Here is a 16,966-nt window from a genome sequence, read left to right as displayed (position 1 = left end):
AAGCGTCGCTGGCGCGCCTACAATGACGGCCTCATTCGCGAGGCCGTTTTTCATGCTCGAACTCGACTCTACCCTGGCGCAGCACATTGTTGACCGCGCCATGGCCATCCTGCCGCACAACATCAATGTGATGGATGCCCAGGGCATGATCATCGGCAGCGGTGACCCCAGCCGACTGCACACCCGTCATGAAGGTGCGCAATTGGTGCTGGCCAATTGTCGCGTGGTGGAGATCGACGCTCAGGCGGCGGCGTGCCTGCGAGGCGTCAAGCCCGGTGTCAACCTGCCGTTGCTGCATGCCGAGCGTCTGATTGGCGTGCTCGGTATCACGGGCGACCCCGAGACCGTGCGGCCCTATGCCGAACTGGTGCGCATGGCAGCGGAAATGTTGGTCGAGCATCGTGTGCTACAGGCCGAGCGACACTGGCAGCGACATCAGCAGGAGGCCTGGTTGCGACAGCTGCTCGATCCCATGCTGCGTCTGTCCAGTCTTGAGGTCGATGCCGAACGCCTGGGCCTGCAACTGACCTGGCCACGACAGATGTGTCTGCTGCAACTCGATGGTGAGGGCGATCCGCTGCCGCGTCAGGCGCGTCTGCTCGCCGCATTGGGGGGCAAGAGTGAGCATCTGGTGGCGCCGCTCGGGCGCCATGAACTGCTGTGGTGCCGGCCCTACAGCGCCACGCGTGATGATCGCGCCTGGCTCCAGCAGGCCGACGAGCGCGAGTGGGGCGTAGGGTCGCTGGCGCTCAGCGATCCGCTGCATGATCTGACCGAGCTGCGTCAGGCCAGCCTGGTCTTGCGCGACCTTCAGGCCTATGGCCAGGCGCGCTTTCCTGATCGTCGCCTGCTGCGTCTGGACGAATTGCGCCTGCCGACGCTGCTCTATGCCCAGCGCCACAGCTGGTTACTGCAGGGCTGGCTGGCGCCGTTGCGGCAGGTACTGATGCAGGACCCGCAAGGCACGCTAAGGGCTACGCTGGAAGCCTGGTGCGCGCATGACGGCCAGGTGCAAACCTGTGCGCAGGAATTGGGCATTCATCGCAATACGTTGCGCTATCGCCTGGAGCGCATTGCCGAACTCAGTGGCCTGGATCTCAATCGGCTGGATCAGCGCCTGCAGCTATCTTTGGGGCTGGGCTTGCTGGAACCCGCCGCGGTAGCGCCGGTGAGCGTTAGGTAATTCACCTCGGTTGGTGAACACGGGGTGCTGGCTTTGTGCGATTGCACAGCCAATTGCACTCAGCTCTTGTTGTTTTGGTGCTGGCGCACAGGGCGATGCTGGTGCAGGCTGAGCCACAATGTGGCGCCTGTCGGCATTCCCATCCGGGCCCTGCGCCCGCCATAACAACAATGAGGAGACTGGTCATGGGCCTGGTCCTGATCCTGGTGGCACTGATTGCATTCATCGTGCTGTCCACTACCCGTTTGAAATTGCACCCCTTCCTGGCACTGCTGGCTGCTGCGCTGATCGCCGGCTTTGCCTACCAGCTGCCTAGCGGCGAAATCATCAAGACCATGACTGCCGGCTTCGGCGGCATTCTCGGTTACATCGGTATCGTGATCGTTCTCGGTACCATCATTGGCGTGATCCTTGAGCGTAGCGGCGCCGCCATTACCATGGCCGAGACGGTGATTCGTCTGCTGGGCCAGCGTTTCCCCACCCTGACCATGTCGATCATCGGTTACCTGGTATCGATTCCGGTGTTCTGCGACTCCGGCTACGTCATTCTCAACTCGCTGAAGAATGCCCTGGCTGCACGCATGAAGGTGTCCGTGGTGGCCATGAGCGTGGCCCTTGCTACCGGCCTGTATGCCACCCATACCTTCGTGCCGCCAACCCCCGGTCCGATCGCTGCGGCCGGCAACTTGGGCCTGGAAACCTCACTGGGTCTGGTGATCCTGGTCGGTCTATTGGTCGCTGCGGTCACCGCCGTGGCCGGCATGCTGTGGGCCAACCGTTTCCTCAAGCAGAACGACCACGACTTGCTGGAAGAAGCGCCAAGCGAGCTGCTCGCCGATAACGTCGATTTCGATGCACTGCGCGCTCGCTACGGCAAGCTGCCCAGTGCCTGGCAGGCGTTCTCGCCGATCTTCGTGCCGATCATCCTGATCTGCCTGGGCTCGGTGGCTGCTTTCCCGAGCAAGCCCTTCGGCACTGGCGCTTTCTTCGATGTGCTGAGCTTCCTCGGTCAGCCGGTTGCTGCGCTGCTGGTCGGTCTGGTGTTGGCGTGCTCGCTGCTCAAGGGCGAAGGCAAGCGTCAGCAGTTCCATGACTACGTCGCTCATGGCCTGAAAGAGGCGGCGCCGATTCTGCTGATCACCGGTGCCGGTGGCGCCTTCGGTGCCATCCTCAAGGCCACCGCGCTGACCGGTTATCTGGGCGACACCCTGTCGGCGCTGGGCATCGGTCTGTTCATGCCGTTCCTGGTGGCTGCTGCGCTGAAGAGTGCCCAAGGCTCCTCCACCGTCGCGCTGGTTACCACTTCGGCCATGGTTGCGCCTCTGCTGGGCAACCTGGGCCTCGACAGCGAGATGGGCCGCGTGCTGACGGTGATGGCAATTGGTGCAGGTGCGATGACCGTTTCCCACGCCAACGACAGCTTCTTCTGGGTCGTGACCCAGTTCAGCCGCATGAAAGTGGCGACCGCTTACCGTGCTCAGACCATGGCGACCCTGATCCAGGGTATTGCCGGTATGGCCGCTGTCTGGCTGCTGAGTCTGGTTCTGCTGTAATCCGCTATACCGGCAGGCGACCAGAAGGTCGCCTGCCTCCTTTCGAGGTACCTATCATGAAAATCGTCATTGCTCCTGACTCCTTCAAGGAGAGCCTCAGCGCGCCCGACGTGGCCGCCGCCATCGCCCGCGGTTGGCAGCAGGTGTTTCCCGAGGCCGAATGTTTGCTGAGGCCAATGGCCGATGGCGGCGAAGGCACGGTCGATGCGCTGCTCGCTGCCGTCGGCGGCGAGCGCCGCGAGTGTGAGGTGCGTGGCCCGCTGGGTGAGCCGGTCAAGGCGCATTGGGGTTGGCTGGGGCAGGGCACGGCGGTCATCGAGATGGCCGCTGCCAGTGGCTTGCACTGGGTGCCACGTGAACAGCGTGATGCTCGTCTGGCCTGCAGCTTCGGCACTGGCGAGCTGATCCGCGAGGCGCTGGATGCCGGTGCTACGCGCATCATCCTGGGGCTGGGCGGCAGTGCCACCAATGACGCCGGTGCTGGCCTGTTACAGGCGCTGGGGATGCGCTTTCTCGATGTCCATGGGCGCGAGCTGGCGCCGGGCGGCGCGGCTTTGGCTGGTCTCGACCAGCTTGATTTGAGTGGGCTCGACGCGCGCCTGCTCAAGGTGCAGATCGAGGTCGCTGCTGATGTCGACAATCCCTTGTGCGGGCCACGCGGCGCATCTGCGGTGTTCGGTCCGCAGAAGGGGGCGACGCCGGAGCATGTCGCGGAGCTGGATACGGCACTCGGCCTCTTCGCCCGTATCGTGGCGGCGACGCTGGGCGAGGACCACGCCGAGTTCCCTGGTGTGGGTGCGGCAGGCGGTCTCGGCTTCGCTGTGCGTGCATTCCTCAAGGCAAGCTTCCGCCCCGGTATCGCTTTGGTGGCCGAGCTGTCCGGTCTCGCTGCAGCAGTAGAGAACGCGGATCTGGTGATTACCGGGGAAGGGCGTATGGATGCCCAGACCCTGCATGGCAAAACCCCGGTCGGGGTAGCGCGCGTGGCGCGTGCGGCCGGGGTACCGGTCATCGCCTTGTCCGGTAGTCTGGGCGATAACTATCAGGCGCTGTACGACGCTGGTATCGAAGCTGCATTCAGCCTGGCGCCGGGGCCATTGTCCCTGGAGCAGGCGATGGCCGGTGCGGCGGCTGAGTTGCAGGCTCGCACCACGGATATCGCCCGTCTCTGGCGCCTCGCTCGATCCTGATAGGGCGAACCTCGCTGAACCTGATCTGTCTGAAATAACTATTGTTCAGGCTCCGTCGTGACAGTTACGCTCGCCCGGCGTCTAATGGATTGAGATACCTCTGGAGGAATTGCTATGCGTAAACCCACTCTGCTCATTACCTCGCTGGCCGCGGTGTTGGCCCTCGGGGGCTGTCAGTCCAGCCTGACTGGCGATACCTACAGCCGCGATGAGGCCCGAGCGGTGCAAACAGTACGCATGGGAACCATCGAATCGCTGCGCCCGGTCAAGATCGAAGGGACCAAGACGCCGATCGGTGCTGGTGCCGGTGCTGTGGTTGGCGGTATCGGTGGTAGTGGCCTCGGTGGTGGGCGCGGCAGCGCGGTTCTGGCTGTGGTCGGTGCCGTCGCTGGCGGTCTGTTGGGCGCCGCCGCTGAAGAAGGCATAACCCGTACTCAGGGTGTTGAGATCACCGTGCGTGAGGACGATGGCACCATGCGCGCCTACGTTCAGGAAGTCGAGCCGAACCAGGTGTTCCGTGTCGGCGAGCGTGTGCGCATCATGACGGTCAACGGTACCAGCCGCGTCACCCACTGATCGTGACAAGCAAGCCGGAGCAACTTTGGTTGCTCCGGCTTTTTGTTGTCTGCCATCTCGGGCGACAACTCCTCAAGCTCGGACAAAAACGCTCGCGGCAATTTTTTGTGGCCTCGCTATAGTGGTGGTCGGCTGCCATCTGCGGTTGCAGCAGCCTGCATGTTACCAAGTGTGTTTAACGATAATTCAATGCATGACGTTGCGTTGATAGTTATGGATAATCGGCCGTTATGCTTGTGCCGACAACAACTTAGCTGAGCCGTTGTGGTGCATGAACTATCACCGTCAGGGAGTTGCGACTCCAATTCTCGGCGTTGGGTCAGCTGACCTGGCGTGCCTGTTTAAGGGGTTTTCCGATGGCGCTTGCGCTGATTGTCGCCTTGCCATTTCTTGGGTTGTTTCTGCCGGTGCTGGCCGACCGGCTCGGACGCTCGGCCTGCGCCGCAGCTGCGGCTTTGGCACCCATCGTGGCGCTGGTGCTGCTGTTCAACTATCAGTCGGCGGTCTTCGCCGGTGAGGTGCTGCGGGTCAAGCTGGAGTGGCTGCCGCACCTGGGCCTGAACCTCAGCCTGCGGCTCGATGGCCTGGGCTTTCTGTTCGCCCTGCTGATTCTCGGCATCGGCCTGCTGGTCATCCTCTACGCGCGCTATTACCTGGCCAAGACCGAGCCCATGGGGCGCTTCTTCGCCTTCCTGCTGCTGTTCATGGGCGCCATGCTCGGTGTGGTGCTATCGGAAAACCTGCTGCTGATGTTGATGTTCTGGGAGTTGACCAGCCTGTCGTCGTTCCTGCTGATTGGTTTCTGGGGCTCGCGCTCCGATGCCCGCAAGGGCGCGCGCATGGCGTTGGCAATCACCGGTGGCGGTGGTCTGGCGCTGCTCGCCGGTATCTTGCTGATCGGTCACATCGCCGGCAGTTTCGAGCTGTCTCAGGTGCTGGCCGCCGGCTACGCGATCCGTGCGCACGAGCTGTATCCGCTGGCGCTGGTACTGGTACTGCTGGGCGTGTTCACCAAGTCGGCGCAATTCCCTTTCCACTTCTGGCTGCCGCATGCGATGGCGGCGCCTACGCCGGTATCGGCGTATCTGCACTCGGCGACCATGGTCAAGGCCGGGGTGTTCCTGCTGGCACGCCTGTACCCGGCGCTGGCTGGCTCCGAGTGGTGGTTCTACATGGTCAGCCTGACCGGCCTGGCCACGTTGCTGGTGGGAGCGCTCATGGCGCTGTTCCAGCATGACCTCAAAGGCCTGCTGGCTTATTCGACCATCAGCCACCTGGGCCTGATCACGCTGTTGTTCGGCCTGGATACCCAACTGGCGGCCGTGGCGGCGGTGTTCCACATCATCAACCATGCGACCTTCAAGGCCTCGCTGTTCATGGCCGCCGGCATCATTGACCACGAGACCGGCAGCCGCGATATGCGGCGAATAAACGGTTTGTGGAAGTACATGCCGCATACGGCGGTGCTGGCGATGGTGGCGGCCTCGGCCATGGCTGGCGTGCCGCTGCTCAATGGCTTTTTGAGCAAGGAAATGTTCTTCACCGAAACCCTGCACCAGCACCTGCTGGGCGGTTTCAACTGGGTGATTCCGGCAGCTGCGACCCTGGCCGGGGTGTTCTCGGTGGCCTACTCGCTGCGTTTCATTCACGACGTGTTCTTCAACGGCGAGCCGATCGACCTGCCCAAATACCCGCCGCACGAGCCGCCGCGCTATATGAAGGTGCCGGTCGAGGTGCTGGTGTTCCTCTGCCTGCTGGTGGGTATCGTGCCGGCCTATACGGTCGCGCCGCTGCTGGCCGCCGCCGCGTCCTCTACCCTGGGTGGCACGCTGCCTGAGTACAGCCTGGCGGTCTGGCACGGCCTCAATCTGCCGCTGCTGATGAGCTTCGTCGCGCTGTTCGGCGGGATCATCGTCTACACCTGTCGCAAGCCGCTGTTCCGCTGGTATGAAGGCCTGCCTAGCCTCGATGCCAAGGACGCCTTCGACCAGGTGGTGCGCTACATGACACGTCTGTCCGTCCGTATCACCGCGTTGCTGGAAAGCGGTTCGCTGCAGCGCTACCTGGCCTGGATGCTGGGCAGTGCCCTGACCCTGGTGGTAATCGCGCTGTCGCCGCTCGAGCAGTTGACCGGTAGCGTGCCAATGACGCCAATCGATCCGCTGACTACCATTGGCATGCTGATTCTGATGGTGACTGCGGTGCTCACCGTGTTTTTCCACCGCCGCCGCCTCGTGGCACTGATGATCCTCAGCGCTGCTGGTCTGATGGTGGCGCTGGCCTTCGCCCGCTTCTCCGCCCCGGATCTGGCGTTGACCCAGTTGTCGGTGGAGGTGGTGACCATCATCCTGCTGATGCTCACCCTGTACTTCATGACCGACCGCACACCTGCCGAGTCCAGCAGCCTGCGTGGCCTGCGTGATCTAGTCCTGGCGCTGGGCAGCGGCACCATGGTGGCGATGCTGACCTACGCCGTGCTGACCCGTCCTTACCAGAGCATTTCTTCGTTCTTCCTCGAGAACAGCGTCTCCGGGGGCGGCGGTACCAACGTGGTCAACGTGATCCTGGTGGACTTCCGCGGCTTCGATACCCTGGGTGAGATCACCGTGCTGGCGATTGCTGCCATCGGTATCTACGCGCTGCTGCATGGCCTACACCTGCCGCATCCGACTCACGACAAGAACGGTCGTCCGTGGTCGACCGATGCGCACCCGATGATCCTCGACAACCTGGCGCGGGCGATGCTGCCGATGGCGCTGCTGATTTCGGCGTTCATCTTCCTGCGCGGGCACAACCTGCCGGGCGGCGGCTTCATCGCCGGCCTGATCACCTCGGTGGCGTTGATTCTGCAGTACATCTCCCATGGTGTGACCTGGACTCAGGAGCGCCTGAAATTCAGCTATCACGCTACCGCCGGCTGGGGTGTGCTGATCGCCGGGTTGACTGGTCTGGGTAGTTGGCTCTTCGGCTCGCCGTTCCTGACTTCTGCATTTGGCCATTTCCATATTCCGCTGATTGGCGAAATCGAACTGGCCACCGCGATCCTCTTCGATCTTGGGGTGTATCTGGCCGTTGTCGGCGCCACCCTGCTGATCCTTTCCAATATCGGCCATGTCAGTCAGGACGAGTCGTGCAAGGAGGTCATCTGATATGGAGGCAGTATTCGCAATTACTCTCGGGGTGTTGGCTGCCAGCGGCGTCTACCTGCTGCTGCGGGCGCGCATTTTTCCGGTGGTGATGGGGCTGACTCTGATCTCTTATGCGGTCAACCTGTTCATCTTCGCCATGGGCCGGCTCGGCACGGGCGTGCCGGCGGTGATCGGCAAGAGCGCCGAGTATGGTGATCCGTTGCCACAGGCGCTGGTACTGACCGCCATCGTCATTGGCTTCGCCATGACTGCGTTCGTCGTGGTGCTGGCCCTGCGTGGCATGGGTGAGCTGAAAACCGATCACGTCGATGGCGAGGAGCCGCGCGCATGAGTCACGCCATCATCCTCCCCATTCTGCTGCCGATGTTCATCGGTGCGTTGTTGTTGGTTGGCCACGGCTGGTCGCGCGAGGTAAAACGCGGTATTTCCCTGTTTGGCTGCCTGGCGTTGCTGCCGCTGTGCGCCTACCTGGTGGTGCTGGCCGGGGCAGGGCAGTTGCAGGTGTATGCGCTGGGTAACTGGGCTGCGCCGTTCGGCATCATGCTGCTGCTCGACCGCTTCAACGCTGCGCTGCTGTTGCTTACCTCACTGCTCGCCTGCTTCGCCATGATCTACGCCTGCCGTGGCGATGATGAGCGTGGGCCGAACTTCCATGCGCTGTTCCAGTTCCAGTTGCTGGGCATCAATGGTGCGTTCCTGACCGCCGACCTGTTCAACCTGTTCGTGTTCTTCGAGATTCTGCTGATCTCGTCTTATGCACTGTTGCTGCATGGCAACCGTGCCAATCAGGTCAAGGCTGGCGTGCATTACGTGGTGCTCAACCTGCTGGGCTCGTCGTTCTTCCTGATCGGCGTCAGCCTGTTGTACGGCCTGACCGGCACCCTGAACATGCCGGACCTGGCAGCGCGCGTAGCCAGCGCCGATGTCGCCGATGCACCGTTGATCAAGGCCGCGGCCTACCTGCTGCTGATCGTCTTCGGCCTCAAGGCTGCCGTGCTGCCGCTGTGTTTCTGGTTGCCACGCGCCTATGCCGCGGCGCCCGCTTCAGTGGCGGCGTTGTTCGCGATCATGACCAAGGTTGGCTTCTACGCCATCGTTCGCGTGTTCACCCTGGTGTTCGGCGAAGAGGCTGGGCCGCTGGCTAACCTCGGCCATGAGCTGCTCTGGTGGATGGCGCTGCCGACCATTGCCTTCGGTGTGATTGGTGCTTTGGGCGCGCGACAATTGCAGGCGCTACTGGCGTATCTGGTGGTGGTCTCGGTGGGCACGCTGATGGCTGGCTTCGCCATGGGTAATGTAGCGGCATTGAGTGCTGCGCTTTATTACATGGTGCATAGCACGCTGATCAGCGGTGCGTTGTTCCTGCTGGCCGGCCTGGTGGTCGCCCAGCGTGATAGCGCTGGTGGCGATCTGCAGCAGGAGCGTGTGCTGCGTCAGCCGTTGGTGCTGGGCTGCATGTTCTTCTTCGCCTCCATCTCCGTGGCCGGGTTGCCGCCGTTCTCTGGTTTCCTCGGCAAGATGCTGCTGCTGCGCGCGGCAGAGCCAGGCTGGCAGGCCTGGAGCCTGTGGCCGGTGATTCTGATTGGCGGTCTGTTGACCCTGGTGGCGCTGAGCCGCGCCGGTACCAGCCTGTTCTGGCTGGGCCATGGCGCGGACGCGCCGGCGTCGAAAGCCGAGCCGGCGGATCGCATCAGCCTGGCGGCTGCGCTGGGCCTGTTATTGGCCAGCCCGCTACTGCTGATCGCTGCTGCCCCGATAATGGCGTATCTGGAGGCTGCCGCCGCGCAGTTGCTCGATCTGCAACCCTACCTGTCGATCATCGCTGGAGGTGCGGCATGAGGCGTTTGTTCCCCCATCCGCGCATGATGCTGGTGCTGGCAGTGCTCTGGCTGTTGCTGGTCAATACCCTCAACCTGGGGCATATCCTGCTCGGGCTGTTTCTGGGCTGGTCGATCGTGCACCTGTGCGGCGACTTCCTACTGACCGTGCCGAGGGTGCGCAAGCCCCTGGGCCTGCTGCTGTTCATTGGCAAGGTGTTCTACGACATCGTGGTGGCCAACCTGCAGGTGGTTAAGCTGGTGCTGGGCCCGAAGTCGCGTCTTGAACCGGCATTCGTCGAGGTGCCGGTGGAGATAGAGGACGAGTTCGTCCTTTCGACCCTGGCCTGCATCATCTCGCTGACGCCTGGCACCGTCTCTGCCGGTCTCAGCTCTGACCACAAGACACTGCTGCTGCACGGGCTCAACGTGCCGGATCGCGACGAACTGATCGCCGAGGTCAAGAGTCGCTACGAAAAGCCGCTGCTGGAGATTTTCGAATGCTCGAGAACGTAGTCTTTCTGTGCATGGGCATCCTCACGCTGGCCATGCTGCTCAATGTCGCGCGTCTGGTCGAAGGGCCGAGCGTGGTCGACCGCGTTCTGGCCCTGGATACCCTGTATATCAACGCGCTGGCGCTGATCGTGCTGTTCGGCATCTGGTTGGCGTCGGACCTGTTCTTCGAAGCCGCACTGCTGATCGCAGTGATGGGCTTCGTCGGTACGGTTGCGGTGGGCAAACACCTGCTGCACGGCGACATCATCGATTAAGGGAGAATGACCATGCCGTTCTGGCTGGAACTGTTGATTTGCGCTTGCCTGATCCTGGGCAGCCTGTTCGCCCTGGTCGGTGCTATCGGGCTGTATCGCCTGCCGGATTTCTTTACCCGTCTGCATGGTCCGACCAAGGCCACCACGCTGGGGGTCGGCGGTACGCTGATCGCCTCGATGCTGTTCTTCGCTCACCACACCGGCAGCCTCAGCATGCATGAGTTGCTGATCACGCTGTTCCTGTTCCTCACTGCGCCGGTTAGTGCGCACATCCTGTCCAAGGCGGCTATGCAGCAGAAGGTCGAGCTGTCCGAGCAGACCCGTGGTCAGCCGTGGGACGATGATCACTGATTCACTGTCAGGCACTTCTCGTGCCTGGCTGTCACTGTCGCCAGGCAATTCCCCGGCCTAGACTGCGCCCTGAAATCAAGTTCAGGGGGCGTTGGGAGCATGAGCGAGCTGATCATTCGTCAGGCCGTTGCCGAGGATATCGAAGCGCTCTGCGCGCTGATTCTCGAGCACGGGCCCAATCCCTGGAATCATTTACCTGAAGTCGAAGTTCGCCAACATCTGCAGGATATTGAGACGAACGCGACGCTGGCGGTGTTGGCCGAGGAGCAGGGGCAACTGCTGGGTTTCGTCAGCTATCGTCTGACGCAGGATTTCGCGGCTCATCAACCTGCGGCGCGTGCCGGGCAGTTGCATGGCTATATCTGTGAGGCGGTGGTGCACCGCGACTGCGCGGGTCGTGGACTTGGTGCTCATCTGCTAACGGAGGCGGTGCAGGACTTGTGGCGTCGGGACGTGTGCGACGTCTATATCGATCGCCACGAAGAGAATGTCGCATCGGCGGGAATGATGCGCAAGGCCGGTTTCAGTGAGCTGCTTACCTATGCTGACCCAGCCCGGCGCCCCAATGGTTCGCAGCGTTCGACCCTGTGCTGCCAGCGTCGCGGGGACCTTTGACGCTTCTGCGGCTGCGCGCTATCGCGACTGACGGATATCCGTAGGGTGGGTTAGGCGCCTGTCACCTATCTTGATGAGCCTGCAAAGTCCGTTGCGCCATAACCCACCATTGGCGCAGCGCAGGACCATCGCTTGGTGGGTTACGCGGCGCACTACGATGGCGGTGATCAGACATTCGCAGGCTTGGCGCCGCTAACCCACCCTACGTGGTGTGTGACACGAAGTGGCTTAGCGATTCAACCCAAGCATGCTCTTGGCCACGGCCTCGGCCACACGGATGCCGTCGACCCCGGCCGAAAGAATGCCGCCGGCATAACCGGCGCCTTCACCAGCTGGGTACAGACCCTTGAGATTCAGGCTCTGCAGATTCTCGCCACGGGTGATGCGCACCGGCGATGAAGTGCGCGTTTCGATGCCGGTGAGCACCGCGTCAGCCAGGTCGAAGCCCTTGATCTGCTTGCCGAAGGCCGGCAGCGCCTCACGGATGGCTTCGATGGCGAAGTCTGGTAGCGAGGGTGCCAGGTCACCCAGTTTCACGCCCGGCTTGTAGGACGGCTGCACCTCGCCGAGTGCGGTGGACGGCGTGCCCTTGATGAAGTCGCCGACCAGTTGCCCCGGTGCTTCGTAATTGCGCCCGCCGAGTACATAGGCGTGCGACTCCAGGCGCTCCTGCAGTTCCACACCGGCCAGAGGGCCGTCCGGGTAGTCCTGCTCGGGGGTGATGCCGACGACGATGCCGGCGTTGGCGTTGCGCTCGTTGCGCGAGTATTGGCTCATGCCGTTGGTGACCACGCGCTCCGGCTCGGAGGTGGCGGCGACCACAGTACCGCCCGGGCACATGCAGAAGCTGTAGACCGAGCGACCGTTGCTGGCGTGGTGCACCAGCTTGTAATCGGCAGCGCCAAGTTTCGGGTGGCCGGCGTACTTGCCCAGGCGAGCGCGGTCGATCAGCGACTGCGGGTGTTCGATGCGGAAGCCGACCGAGAAGGGCTTGGCTTCCAGGTACACGCCGCGGGCATGCAGCATGCGGAAGGTGTCGCGCGAGCTGTGACCGAGGGCGAGTACCACATGGCGGCTGAGCAACTGCTCGCCACTTTCCAGCACCACACCGGTAAGCTGGTCGTCTTCGATGAGCAGGTCGCTGACACGCTCCTGGAAGCGCACTTCGCCGCCGAGAGCCTTGATCTCTTCACGCATGGTGGCGACCACGCCGGTCAGGCGGAAGGTGCCGATATGCGGTTTGCTGACGTAAAGGATCTCGTCCGGCGCGCCAGCCTTGACGAACTCTTGCAGCACCTTGCGCCCGTGGTGATGCGGGTCCTTGATCTGGCTGTACAGCTTGCCGTCGGAGAAGGTGCCGGCGCCGCCTTCGCCGAACTGCACGTTGGATTCCGGGTTGAGCTGGTTCTTGCGCCACAGGCCCCAGGTGTCCTTGGTGCGTTGGCGTACTTCCTTGCCGCGCTCGAGCACGATCGGGCGCAGGCCGGCCTGGGCCAGGATCAGCGCGGCGAAGATACCGCAGGGGCCGAAACCGACCACGATCGGGCGTTCGTCCAGCGGTGTTTCAGCTTTGCCCACAGGCTTGTAGGTGATGTCCGGTGCCGGACCGACATGCTTGTCACCACTCAGGCGAGCGAGCAGGTCGGCTTCGTCTTTCACTTCGCAGTCGATGGTGTAGATGAACGGCATGTCGCCGTACTTCTTGCGCGCATCGTAGCTGCGCTTGAACACGCTGAAGCCCAGCAGGTCATTGTCGGCGATACCCAGGCGCTGGACGATGGCCGGGCGCAGGGCATCATCGGCATGGTCGAGGGGTAGTTTCAGTTCGGTCAGGCGAAGCATGGGCGGTGTCCTGGTTGGCCGGTGGTGATCCGGCAAGGTGAAGAAGGGGCGCGATTGTACGGGATTCGCTGCCCGGATGGAGGAGGCCGGCAATCTCGAACGACTGACGGCTTTGCTCCGTTGAGCGTAGGTGAATGATGTTTTGAACGCTGCGCCAGTACGGGCTCAGCTACGCTGGCGTTCGATCGCGCGCCCCCGAATGAACATCAGGGCTGCGCCCGCGAAGGCTGCTGTCGCGGCATAGACGATCACGGCTTGCGAGTCGAGGCTGTCGATGATCAGCCCTCCTAGAACCGCACCTGCGGCAATGGCGACCTGGAAGGTCGATGACAGCAGGGCGCCAGCGCTTTCCGCGTGATCGGCGGCGGCGCGCGCGTTCCAGATCGAGATCGATACCGGAAAGGCGCCGAAGGCGAAGCCCCACAGCGCAATCGCGACGAAGGCAACGTCGGCCTGTGTGCCGAACAGGATCAGCGTGAGTGCAACGGCAGCGATCAGGAACGAGCAACTGCTGACAGCCCAGGCCGGACTGCGCGCGGCGACGGCGCCGCCGGCAAGGTTGCCGAAAAAGCCGCTGACACCGAAGGCCAGCAAGGCAAGCGAAACGGTCGCGACATCCAGGCGGGGAACCTCCTCGAGGAAGGGGCGGATGAAGGTCAGCGCGGCGAAGTGCCCGGAAATGACCAGCAGCCCGGTGCCGATGCCGACGACGACCGCACGCCGCGTCAGCGCTGCCTTGAAGGACGCCAGGCCCGGAGCTGCCGCGGCCGGCAGTTTGGGCAGGGTCAGCATCTGAATCACCAGCGCCACCACGCCAATACCGGACGCGGCCAGGAAGGTTGCCTGCCAGCCCCACAATTCTCCCAGGTAGGCACCCAGCGGGGCAGCGAAGATGGTGGCGAGCGAGATGCCCATCATGATGATCGAGATGGCACGCGGCACCTTGTCCGGGGGCACCAGACGTAGGGCAAGCGCAGCCATCATGGCCCAGAAACTGCCGAGGGCGAAGCCCAGCAGCCCACGCGCGATCAACAGCACCGTGATATTCGAGGCATAGGCCGAAAGGATGCAGGAGAACACCAGCATGCCCATCAGCCCCCAGACGATCTTTTGTCGATCCAGGCGGCCCGAGAACAGCACCACCAGTGGTCCGGCGAATGCGGCGACCACGGCGGTGGCGGTGATGGCCTGGCCCACCGCACCGTTGGATACGCCCAGGTCCGCGGCCATCGGCGTCAGCAGGCTGATCGGCAGGAATTCCGCCGTGACCAGGCCGAAGGCGCCCAGGGCAAGAGAAATGACGGCCCACCACGCAGCAGACATGGATCGGGTGTCAGCAGCAGATGAATCGGTATGGGGCATGATGGAATCCTTCATTTTCGTCTCCCGGTAGCTCAGCCGAACTGCACCAGTTCGAGCGAGGGCAACGGCCCACCGGGGAATTGCGTCAGGCGCCCACGTTCGGCTAGCTCGCCAAGGTCGATAGCGGCGAAGCCCAGCTCATCGATCAGTGCGATGACCTGGGTTTTTGCGTGATTGTCGTCACCGGCCAGGAACAGCACACGCCGGCCGCCGCGCTCGGCGGGATCGGCGATGAGCAGTCTGGGGTTCAAGTGGTTGAACGCCTTCACTACATGGGCGCCCGGCACCAGGTCGGCAAACACCTCGCTTGAGGTGCGGCCATGCAGATCGATGGGATTGAACAGCGGCGCTTCGATCGGGTTGTTGCTGTCGATGACGACACGCCCGGCGAAGTCGGCAAGCCCGGACAGTGCGGCTGGCAGCTTCGACCAGTTCACCGCGACCAGCACGATGGACTGTGCTGCCGCCTGCTCACGGGTGCCGGCACGGATGCTCGGGCCGATGGATTGTACCAGGCCTTGCAAGCTCTCTGGCCCACGGCTGTTGGCGAGGATTGCCGGGATGTTCCGACGCGCCAGGGCGCGAGCGAAGGCCGCGCCGATACGACCGGCACCGATGATGCCGATGGATGGGGACGTGCTCATGAGCAGGTTCCTTATTGAAATTGGTCGTGGCGTCTGCGGGGCAGGCCTGTGGCCGGCCCCACAGCGCTTCAGGAGGTAAAGCCACCGTCGGCGTGAATGTCTGCGCCAGTGATGAGCGAAGCCTGCGGACTGGCGAGGAAGGCCACGAGGCTGGCGATCTCGGTCGACTCTCCGTAACGACCCAATGCGATGCGCGGGGTGAGCAGCTTGGCGATCTCACCATCGGCCGGATTCATGTCGGTGCTCACCGGGCCGGGGTGGACGCTGTTGACCGTGATCCCGCGTGGCCCCAGGTCATGCGCCAGGCTGCGGTTGAAACCGGCTACGGCGCCTTTGGTCAGGCCGTATGCAGCGAGCCCGGGAACGCCCGCGTATTTGGTTACGGAGCTGCCGATATGAATGATGCGGCCGCCCTCCTGCATGTGCCGTACGGCTTCCTGAGTGGCGACGAAAACGCCGGTGACGTTGATGTCCAGCATTGCCTGGTAGTCTTCGAAGCGGGTGTCTTCGATGGCACTGGCCGAGGCGATACCGGCGTTATTCACCAGAATGTCGAGGCTACCGAACGCTTCTACCGTCTTCGCGACGGCGGCGCGCACGGCCTCGGGGTCGGCTGCGTTAGCCTGGATCGCCAGCGCTCGACCGCCCGCCGATTCGATTTCGACCGCGACTTCTTCAGCCAGTTTGGGCGAACCATTGTAGGTGAATGCAACCTGGGCACCGTCAGCGGCCAGGCGTTTGGCGATAGCTGCGCCGATAGAGCGAGAGCCGCCTGTTACGAGAGCCGTCTTGCCGGCCAGCGGAAGGGGTTGGGAAGAAATTACGTTGCTCATGGTTCACTCCGTTTGATTGCCGAGACATTCGGTGGAGTGACTATCGCGTTTTCATTCATCTTTGATTAGTAGCTAATCATTTGGATTATCTTCAAGTATCTGTTTAAGATCGGTCTATGGAGACATTAGCCAACCTGGAATCATTCGTACGCAGTGCCGAGAGCGGTAGCTTCTCGGCGGCTGCACGTCGTCTTGCTCTGACGCCTGCAGCGGTGAGCCGCAATGTCGCCATGCTGGAGCGCAACCTGGGTGTACGGTTGTTCCAGCGCTCGACACGCAAGCTGACGCTGACCGAGGCGGGCGAGTCGTTCTTGGCCGCGGTTAGCGGCAATCTGGAGTCCTTGCAGAACGCCATTGCAGCGGTATCAGCCGATGATGGTCAGCCGGCCGGTGTGCTCAAGATCAGCGTGGCGCCATCCTTCGGGATCGGTTACCTGTTGCCGTTGTTACCCGAATTCCTGCAGCGCTATCCCCGCGTTCGCCCTGAATGGCATTTCGAGAACCGTACGGTCGACCTGATTTCCGAGGGCTACGACGCCGCCATTGGCGGTGGCTTCGAGCTGGCCAGCGGCGTGGTCGCCCGCACACTGGCGCCGCTGCACGTCGTTGCCTTTGCCTCTCCCGCTTACCTGGCTCGGCACAGGTTGCCAGCCGATCCATCAGGCCTGATCGAACTGGACTGCATCGTCATGCGCTCGTTGTCGTCGGGTCGTATTCGGACCTGGAACATGCGCAACGCACAGGGCGATGAAGTGATCGCGACGATGCGTGAGACTGTGGTGGTCAACGATCCAACTGCTGTGCGCGAGGCTGCGCGGTTGGGCCTGGGGGTAGCGATGCTTGCTGTCCCCGATGTGTTGCCCTGGCTGGAGTCGGGCGAGCTGGTGCGGGTGCTGCCGCGCTGGTGGGCGGATGCCGGCGCGTTGTCGCTGTATTACCCCAGCCGTCAGTTGCTGCCGGGCAAGACACGTAGCTTCATCGACTTCGTGGTCGAGGTCTTCGAGCGGGAAGATTACGCGCGGCGTTTCGCCGGAAGTTTGGGCTAGCACCCCGTTGAGCGATCCATGCCGGTGACGCTTGG

At 62.9% G+C, this 16,966-nt stretch carries 16 protein-coding genes; 12 read left to right on the top strand and 4 right to left on the bottom strand.

Going from position 1 to position 16,966, the window contains the following annotated elements; all coding sequences use genetic code 11:
• The first annotated feature begins 52 nt into the window (after positions 1 to 52).
• The 11 genes from RTH74_RS01510 to RTH74_RS01460 all read left to right on the top strand — a co-directional run bounded on the left by RTH74_RS01510 (position 53) and on the right by RTH74_RS01460 (position 11,204).
• Positions 53 to 1,183 carry a sugar diacid recognition domain-containing protein gene (locus RTH74_RS01510; protein ID WP_099522073.1) on the top strand — a complete coding sequence of 377 codons (1,131 nt, stop codon included), beginning with the start codon at positions 53 to 55 and terminating at the stop codon, positions 1,181 to 1,183.
• Positions 1,184 to 1,368: 185 nt separating this feature from the next.
• Entirely contained in the window at positions 1,369 to 2,736 is a 1,368-nt protein-coding gene (locus tag RTH74_RS01505; protein WP_316913533.1) for a GntP family permease, read from the top strand.
• 56 nt (positions 2,737 to 2,792) lie between these two features.
• On the top strand, positions 2,793 to 3,926 hold the full coding sequence (locus RTH74_RS01500) for a glycerate kinase (RefSeq protein WP_316913532.1): 1,134 nt from the start codon (positions 2,793 to 2,795) through the stop codon (positions 3,924 to 3,926).
• A gap of 114 nt (positions 3,927 to 4,040) precedes the next feature.
• A complete protein-coding gene (locus RTH74_RS01495; RefSeq protein ID WP_099522070.1) occupies positions 4,041 to 4,502 on the top strand; it encodes a hypothetical protein in 462 nt (153 codons plus the stop codon).
• Between the two features lie 356 nt (positions 4,503 to 4,858).
• The gene (locus tag RTH74_RS01490; RefSeq protein WP_316913531.1) at positions 4,859 to 7,651 is read left to right on the top strand and encodes a monovalent cation/H+ antiporter subunit A; all 2,793 of its coding nucleotides are present in this window, start codon (positions 4,859 to 4,861) and stop codon (positions 7,649 to 7,651) included.
• Between the two features lies 1 nt (position 7,652).
• Positions 7,653 to 7,982: a Na+/H+ antiporter subunit C gene (locus RTH74_RS01485; protein ID WP_099522068.1), complete on the top strand. Its 330-nt coding sequence runs from the start codon at positions 7,653 to 7,655 to the stop codon at positions 7,980 to 7,982.
• Positions 7,979 to 9,490, top strand: a complete 1,512-nt coding sequence (locus RTH74_RS01480; RefSeq protein WP_316913530.1) for a monovalent cation/H+ antiporter subunit D — start codon at positions 7,979 to 7,981, stop codon at positions 9,488 to 9,490. Before RTH74_RS01485 ends, RTH74_RS01480 begins: the two co-directional genes overlap by 4 nt.
• Positions 9,487 to 9,984: a Na+/H+ antiporter subunit E gene (locus tag RTH74_RS01475; RefSeq protein ID WP_316913529.1), complete on the top strand. Its 498-nt coding sequence runs from the start codon at positions 9,487 to 9,489 to the stop codon at positions 9,982 to 9,984. Before RTH74_RS01480 ends, RTH74_RS01475 begins: the two co-directional genes overlap by 4 nt.
• On the top strand, positions 9,969 to 10,238 hold the full coding sequence (locus tag RTH74_RS01470; RefSeq protein ID WP_013714638.1) for a K+/H+ antiporter subunit F: 270 nt from the start codon (positions 9,969 to 9,971) through the stop codon (positions 10,236 to 10,238). Before RTH74_RS01475 ends, RTH74_RS01470 begins: the two co-directional genes overlap by 16 nt.
• Before the next feature lie 12 nt (positions 10,239 to 10,250).
• Positions 10,251 to 10,589: a Na+/H+ antiporter subunit G gene (locus tag RTH74_RS01465; protein ID WP_316913528.1), complete on the top strand. Its 339-nt coding sequence runs from the start codon at positions 10,251 to 10,253 to the stop codon at positions 10,587 to 10,589.
• Between the two features lie 99 nt (positions 10,590 to 10,688).
• Positions 10,689 to 11,204 (top strand): GNAT family N-acetyltransferase, encoded by a 516-nt coding sequence (locus RTH74_RS01460; RefSeq protein WP_316913527.1) that lies wholly within the window; start codon positions 10,689 to 10,691, stop codon positions 11,202 to 11,204.
• A 228-nt stretch (positions 11,205 to 11,432) separates the two neighbouring features.
• Here RTH74_RS01460 and RTH74_RS01455 read toward each other — a convergent pair whose 3' ends face one another.
• The 4 genes from RTH74_RS01455 to RTH74_RS01440 all read right to left on the bottom strand — a co-directional run bounded on the left by RTH74_RS01455 (position 11,433) and on the right by RTH74_RS01440 (position 15,885).
• The gene (locus RTH74_RS01455) at positions 11,433 to 13,046 is read right to left on the bottom strand and encodes an NAD(P)/FAD-dependent oxidoreductase (RefSeq protein ID WP_316913526.1); all 1,614 of its coding nucleotides are present in this window, start codon (positions 13,044 to 13,046) and stop codon (positions 11,433 to 11,435) included.
• A 165-nt stretch (positions 13,047 to 13,211) separates the two neighbouring features.
• Positions 13,212 to 14,423, bottom strand: coding sequence for an MFS transporter (locus RTH74_RS01450; protein ID WP_316913525.1), 1,212 nt, complete (start codon positions 14,421 to 14,423; stop codon positions 13,212 to 13,214).
• 17 nt (positions 14,424 to 14,440) lie between these two features.
• Complete coding sequence (locus RTH74_RS01445; protein ID WP_316913524.1) at positions 14,441 to 15,052, bottom strand: NAD(P)-binding domain-containing protein; 612 nt, start codon at positions 15,050 to 15,052, stop codon at positions 14,441 to 14,443.
• A 68-nt stretch (positions 15,053 to 15,120) separates the two neighbouring features.
• On the bottom strand, positions 15,121 to 15,885 hold the full coding sequence (locus RTH74_RS01440; RefSeq protein WP_420713103.1) for a 3-oxoacyl-ACP reductase family protein: 765 nt from the start codon (positions 15,883 to 15,885) through the stop codon (positions 15,121 to 15,123).
• 116 nt (positions 15,886 to 16,001) lie between these two features.
• On the opposite strand from RTH74_RS01440, the gene RTH74_RS01435 reads away from it, so the two are divergent.
• Positions 16,002 to 16,931: a LysR family transcriptional regulator gene (locus RTH74_RS01435; RefSeq protein ID WP_099522060.1), complete on the top strand. Its 930-nt coding sequence runs from the start codon at positions 16,002 to 16,004 to the stop codon at positions 16,929 to 16,931.
• Positions 16,932 to 16,966 lie beyond the last annotated feature (35 nt).

This window comes from Pseudomonas sp. zfem001, assembly GCF_032621725.1.
GTDB lineage: Bacteria > Pseudomonadota > Gammaproteobacteria > Pseudomonadales > Pseudomonadaceae > Aquipseudomonas > Aquipseudomonas sediminis.
This window is presented reverse-complemented; position numbering and strand designations above follow the sequence as displayed.

Excerpts from the sequence above, each read along its gene's own strand:
- RTH74_RS01455 (WP_316913526.1), bottom strand. The coding sequence starts at position 13,046 with ATGCTTCGCCTGACCGAACTGAAACTACCCCTCGACCATGCCGATGAT.
- RTH74_RS01505 (WP_316913533.1), top strand. The coding sequence starts at position 1,369 with ATGGGCCTGGTCCTGATCCTGGTGGCACTGATTGCATTCATCGTGCTG.
- RTH74_RS01440 (WP_420713103.1), bottom strand. The coding sequence starts at position 15,885 with ATGAGCAACGTAATTTCTTCCCAACCCCTTCCGCTGGCCGGCAAGACG.
- RTH74_RS01450 (WP_316913525.1), bottom strand. The coding sequence starts at position 14,423 with ATGAAGGATTCCATCATGCCCCATACCGATTCATCTGCTGCTGACACC.
- RTH74_RS01480 (WP_316913530.1), top strand. The coding sequence starts at position 7,979 with ATGAGTCACGCCATCATCCTCCCCATTCTGCTGCCGATGTTCATCGGT.
- RTH74_RS01510 (WP_099522073.1), top strand. The coding sequence starts at position 53 with ATGCTCGAACTCGACTCTACCCTGGCGCAGCACATTGTTGACCGCGCC.
- RTH74_RS01470 (WP_013714638.1), top strand. The coding sequence starts at position 9,969 with ATGCTCGAGAACGTAGTCTTTCTGTGCATGGGCATCCTCACGCTGGCC.
- RTH74_RS01485 (WP_099522068.1), top strand. The coding sequence starts at position 7,653 with ATGGAGGCAGTATTCGCAATTACTCTCGGGGTGTTGGCTGCCAGCGGC.
- RTH74_RS01500 (WP_316913532.1), top strand. The coding sequence starts at position 2,793 with ATGAAAATCGTCATTGCTCCTGACTCCTTCAAGGAGAGCCTCAGCGCG.
- RTH74_RS01475 (WP_316913529.1), top strand. The coding sequence starts at position 9,487 with ATGAGGCGTTTGTTCCCCCATCCGCGCATGATGCTGGTGCTGGCAGTG.
- RTH74_RS01465 (WP_316913528.1), top strand. The coding sequence starts at position 10,251 with ATGCCGTTCTGGCTGGAACTGTTGATTTGCGCTTGCCTGATCCTGGGC.
- RTH74_RS01435 (WP_099522060.1), top strand. The coding sequence starts at position 16,002 with ATGGAGACATTAGCCAACCTGGAATCATTCGTACGCAGTGCCGAGAGC.
- RTH74_RS01445 (WP_316913524.1), bottom strand. The coding sequence starts at position 15,052 with ATGAGCACGTCCCCATCCATCGGCATCATCGGTGCCGGTCGTATCGGC.
- RTH74_RS01490 (WP_316913531.1), top strand. The coding sequence starts at position 4,859 with ATGGCGCTTGCGCTGATTGTCGCCTTGCCATTTCTTGGGTTGTTTCTG.
- RTH74_RS01495 (WP_099522070.1), top strand. The coding sequence starts at position 4,041 with ATGCGTAAACCCACTCTGCTCATTACCTCGCTGGCCGCGGTGTTGGCC.
- RTH74_RS01460 (WP_316913527.1), top strand. The coding sequence starts at position 10,689 with ATGAGCGAGCTGATCATTCGTCAGGCCGTTGCCGAGGATATCGAAGCG.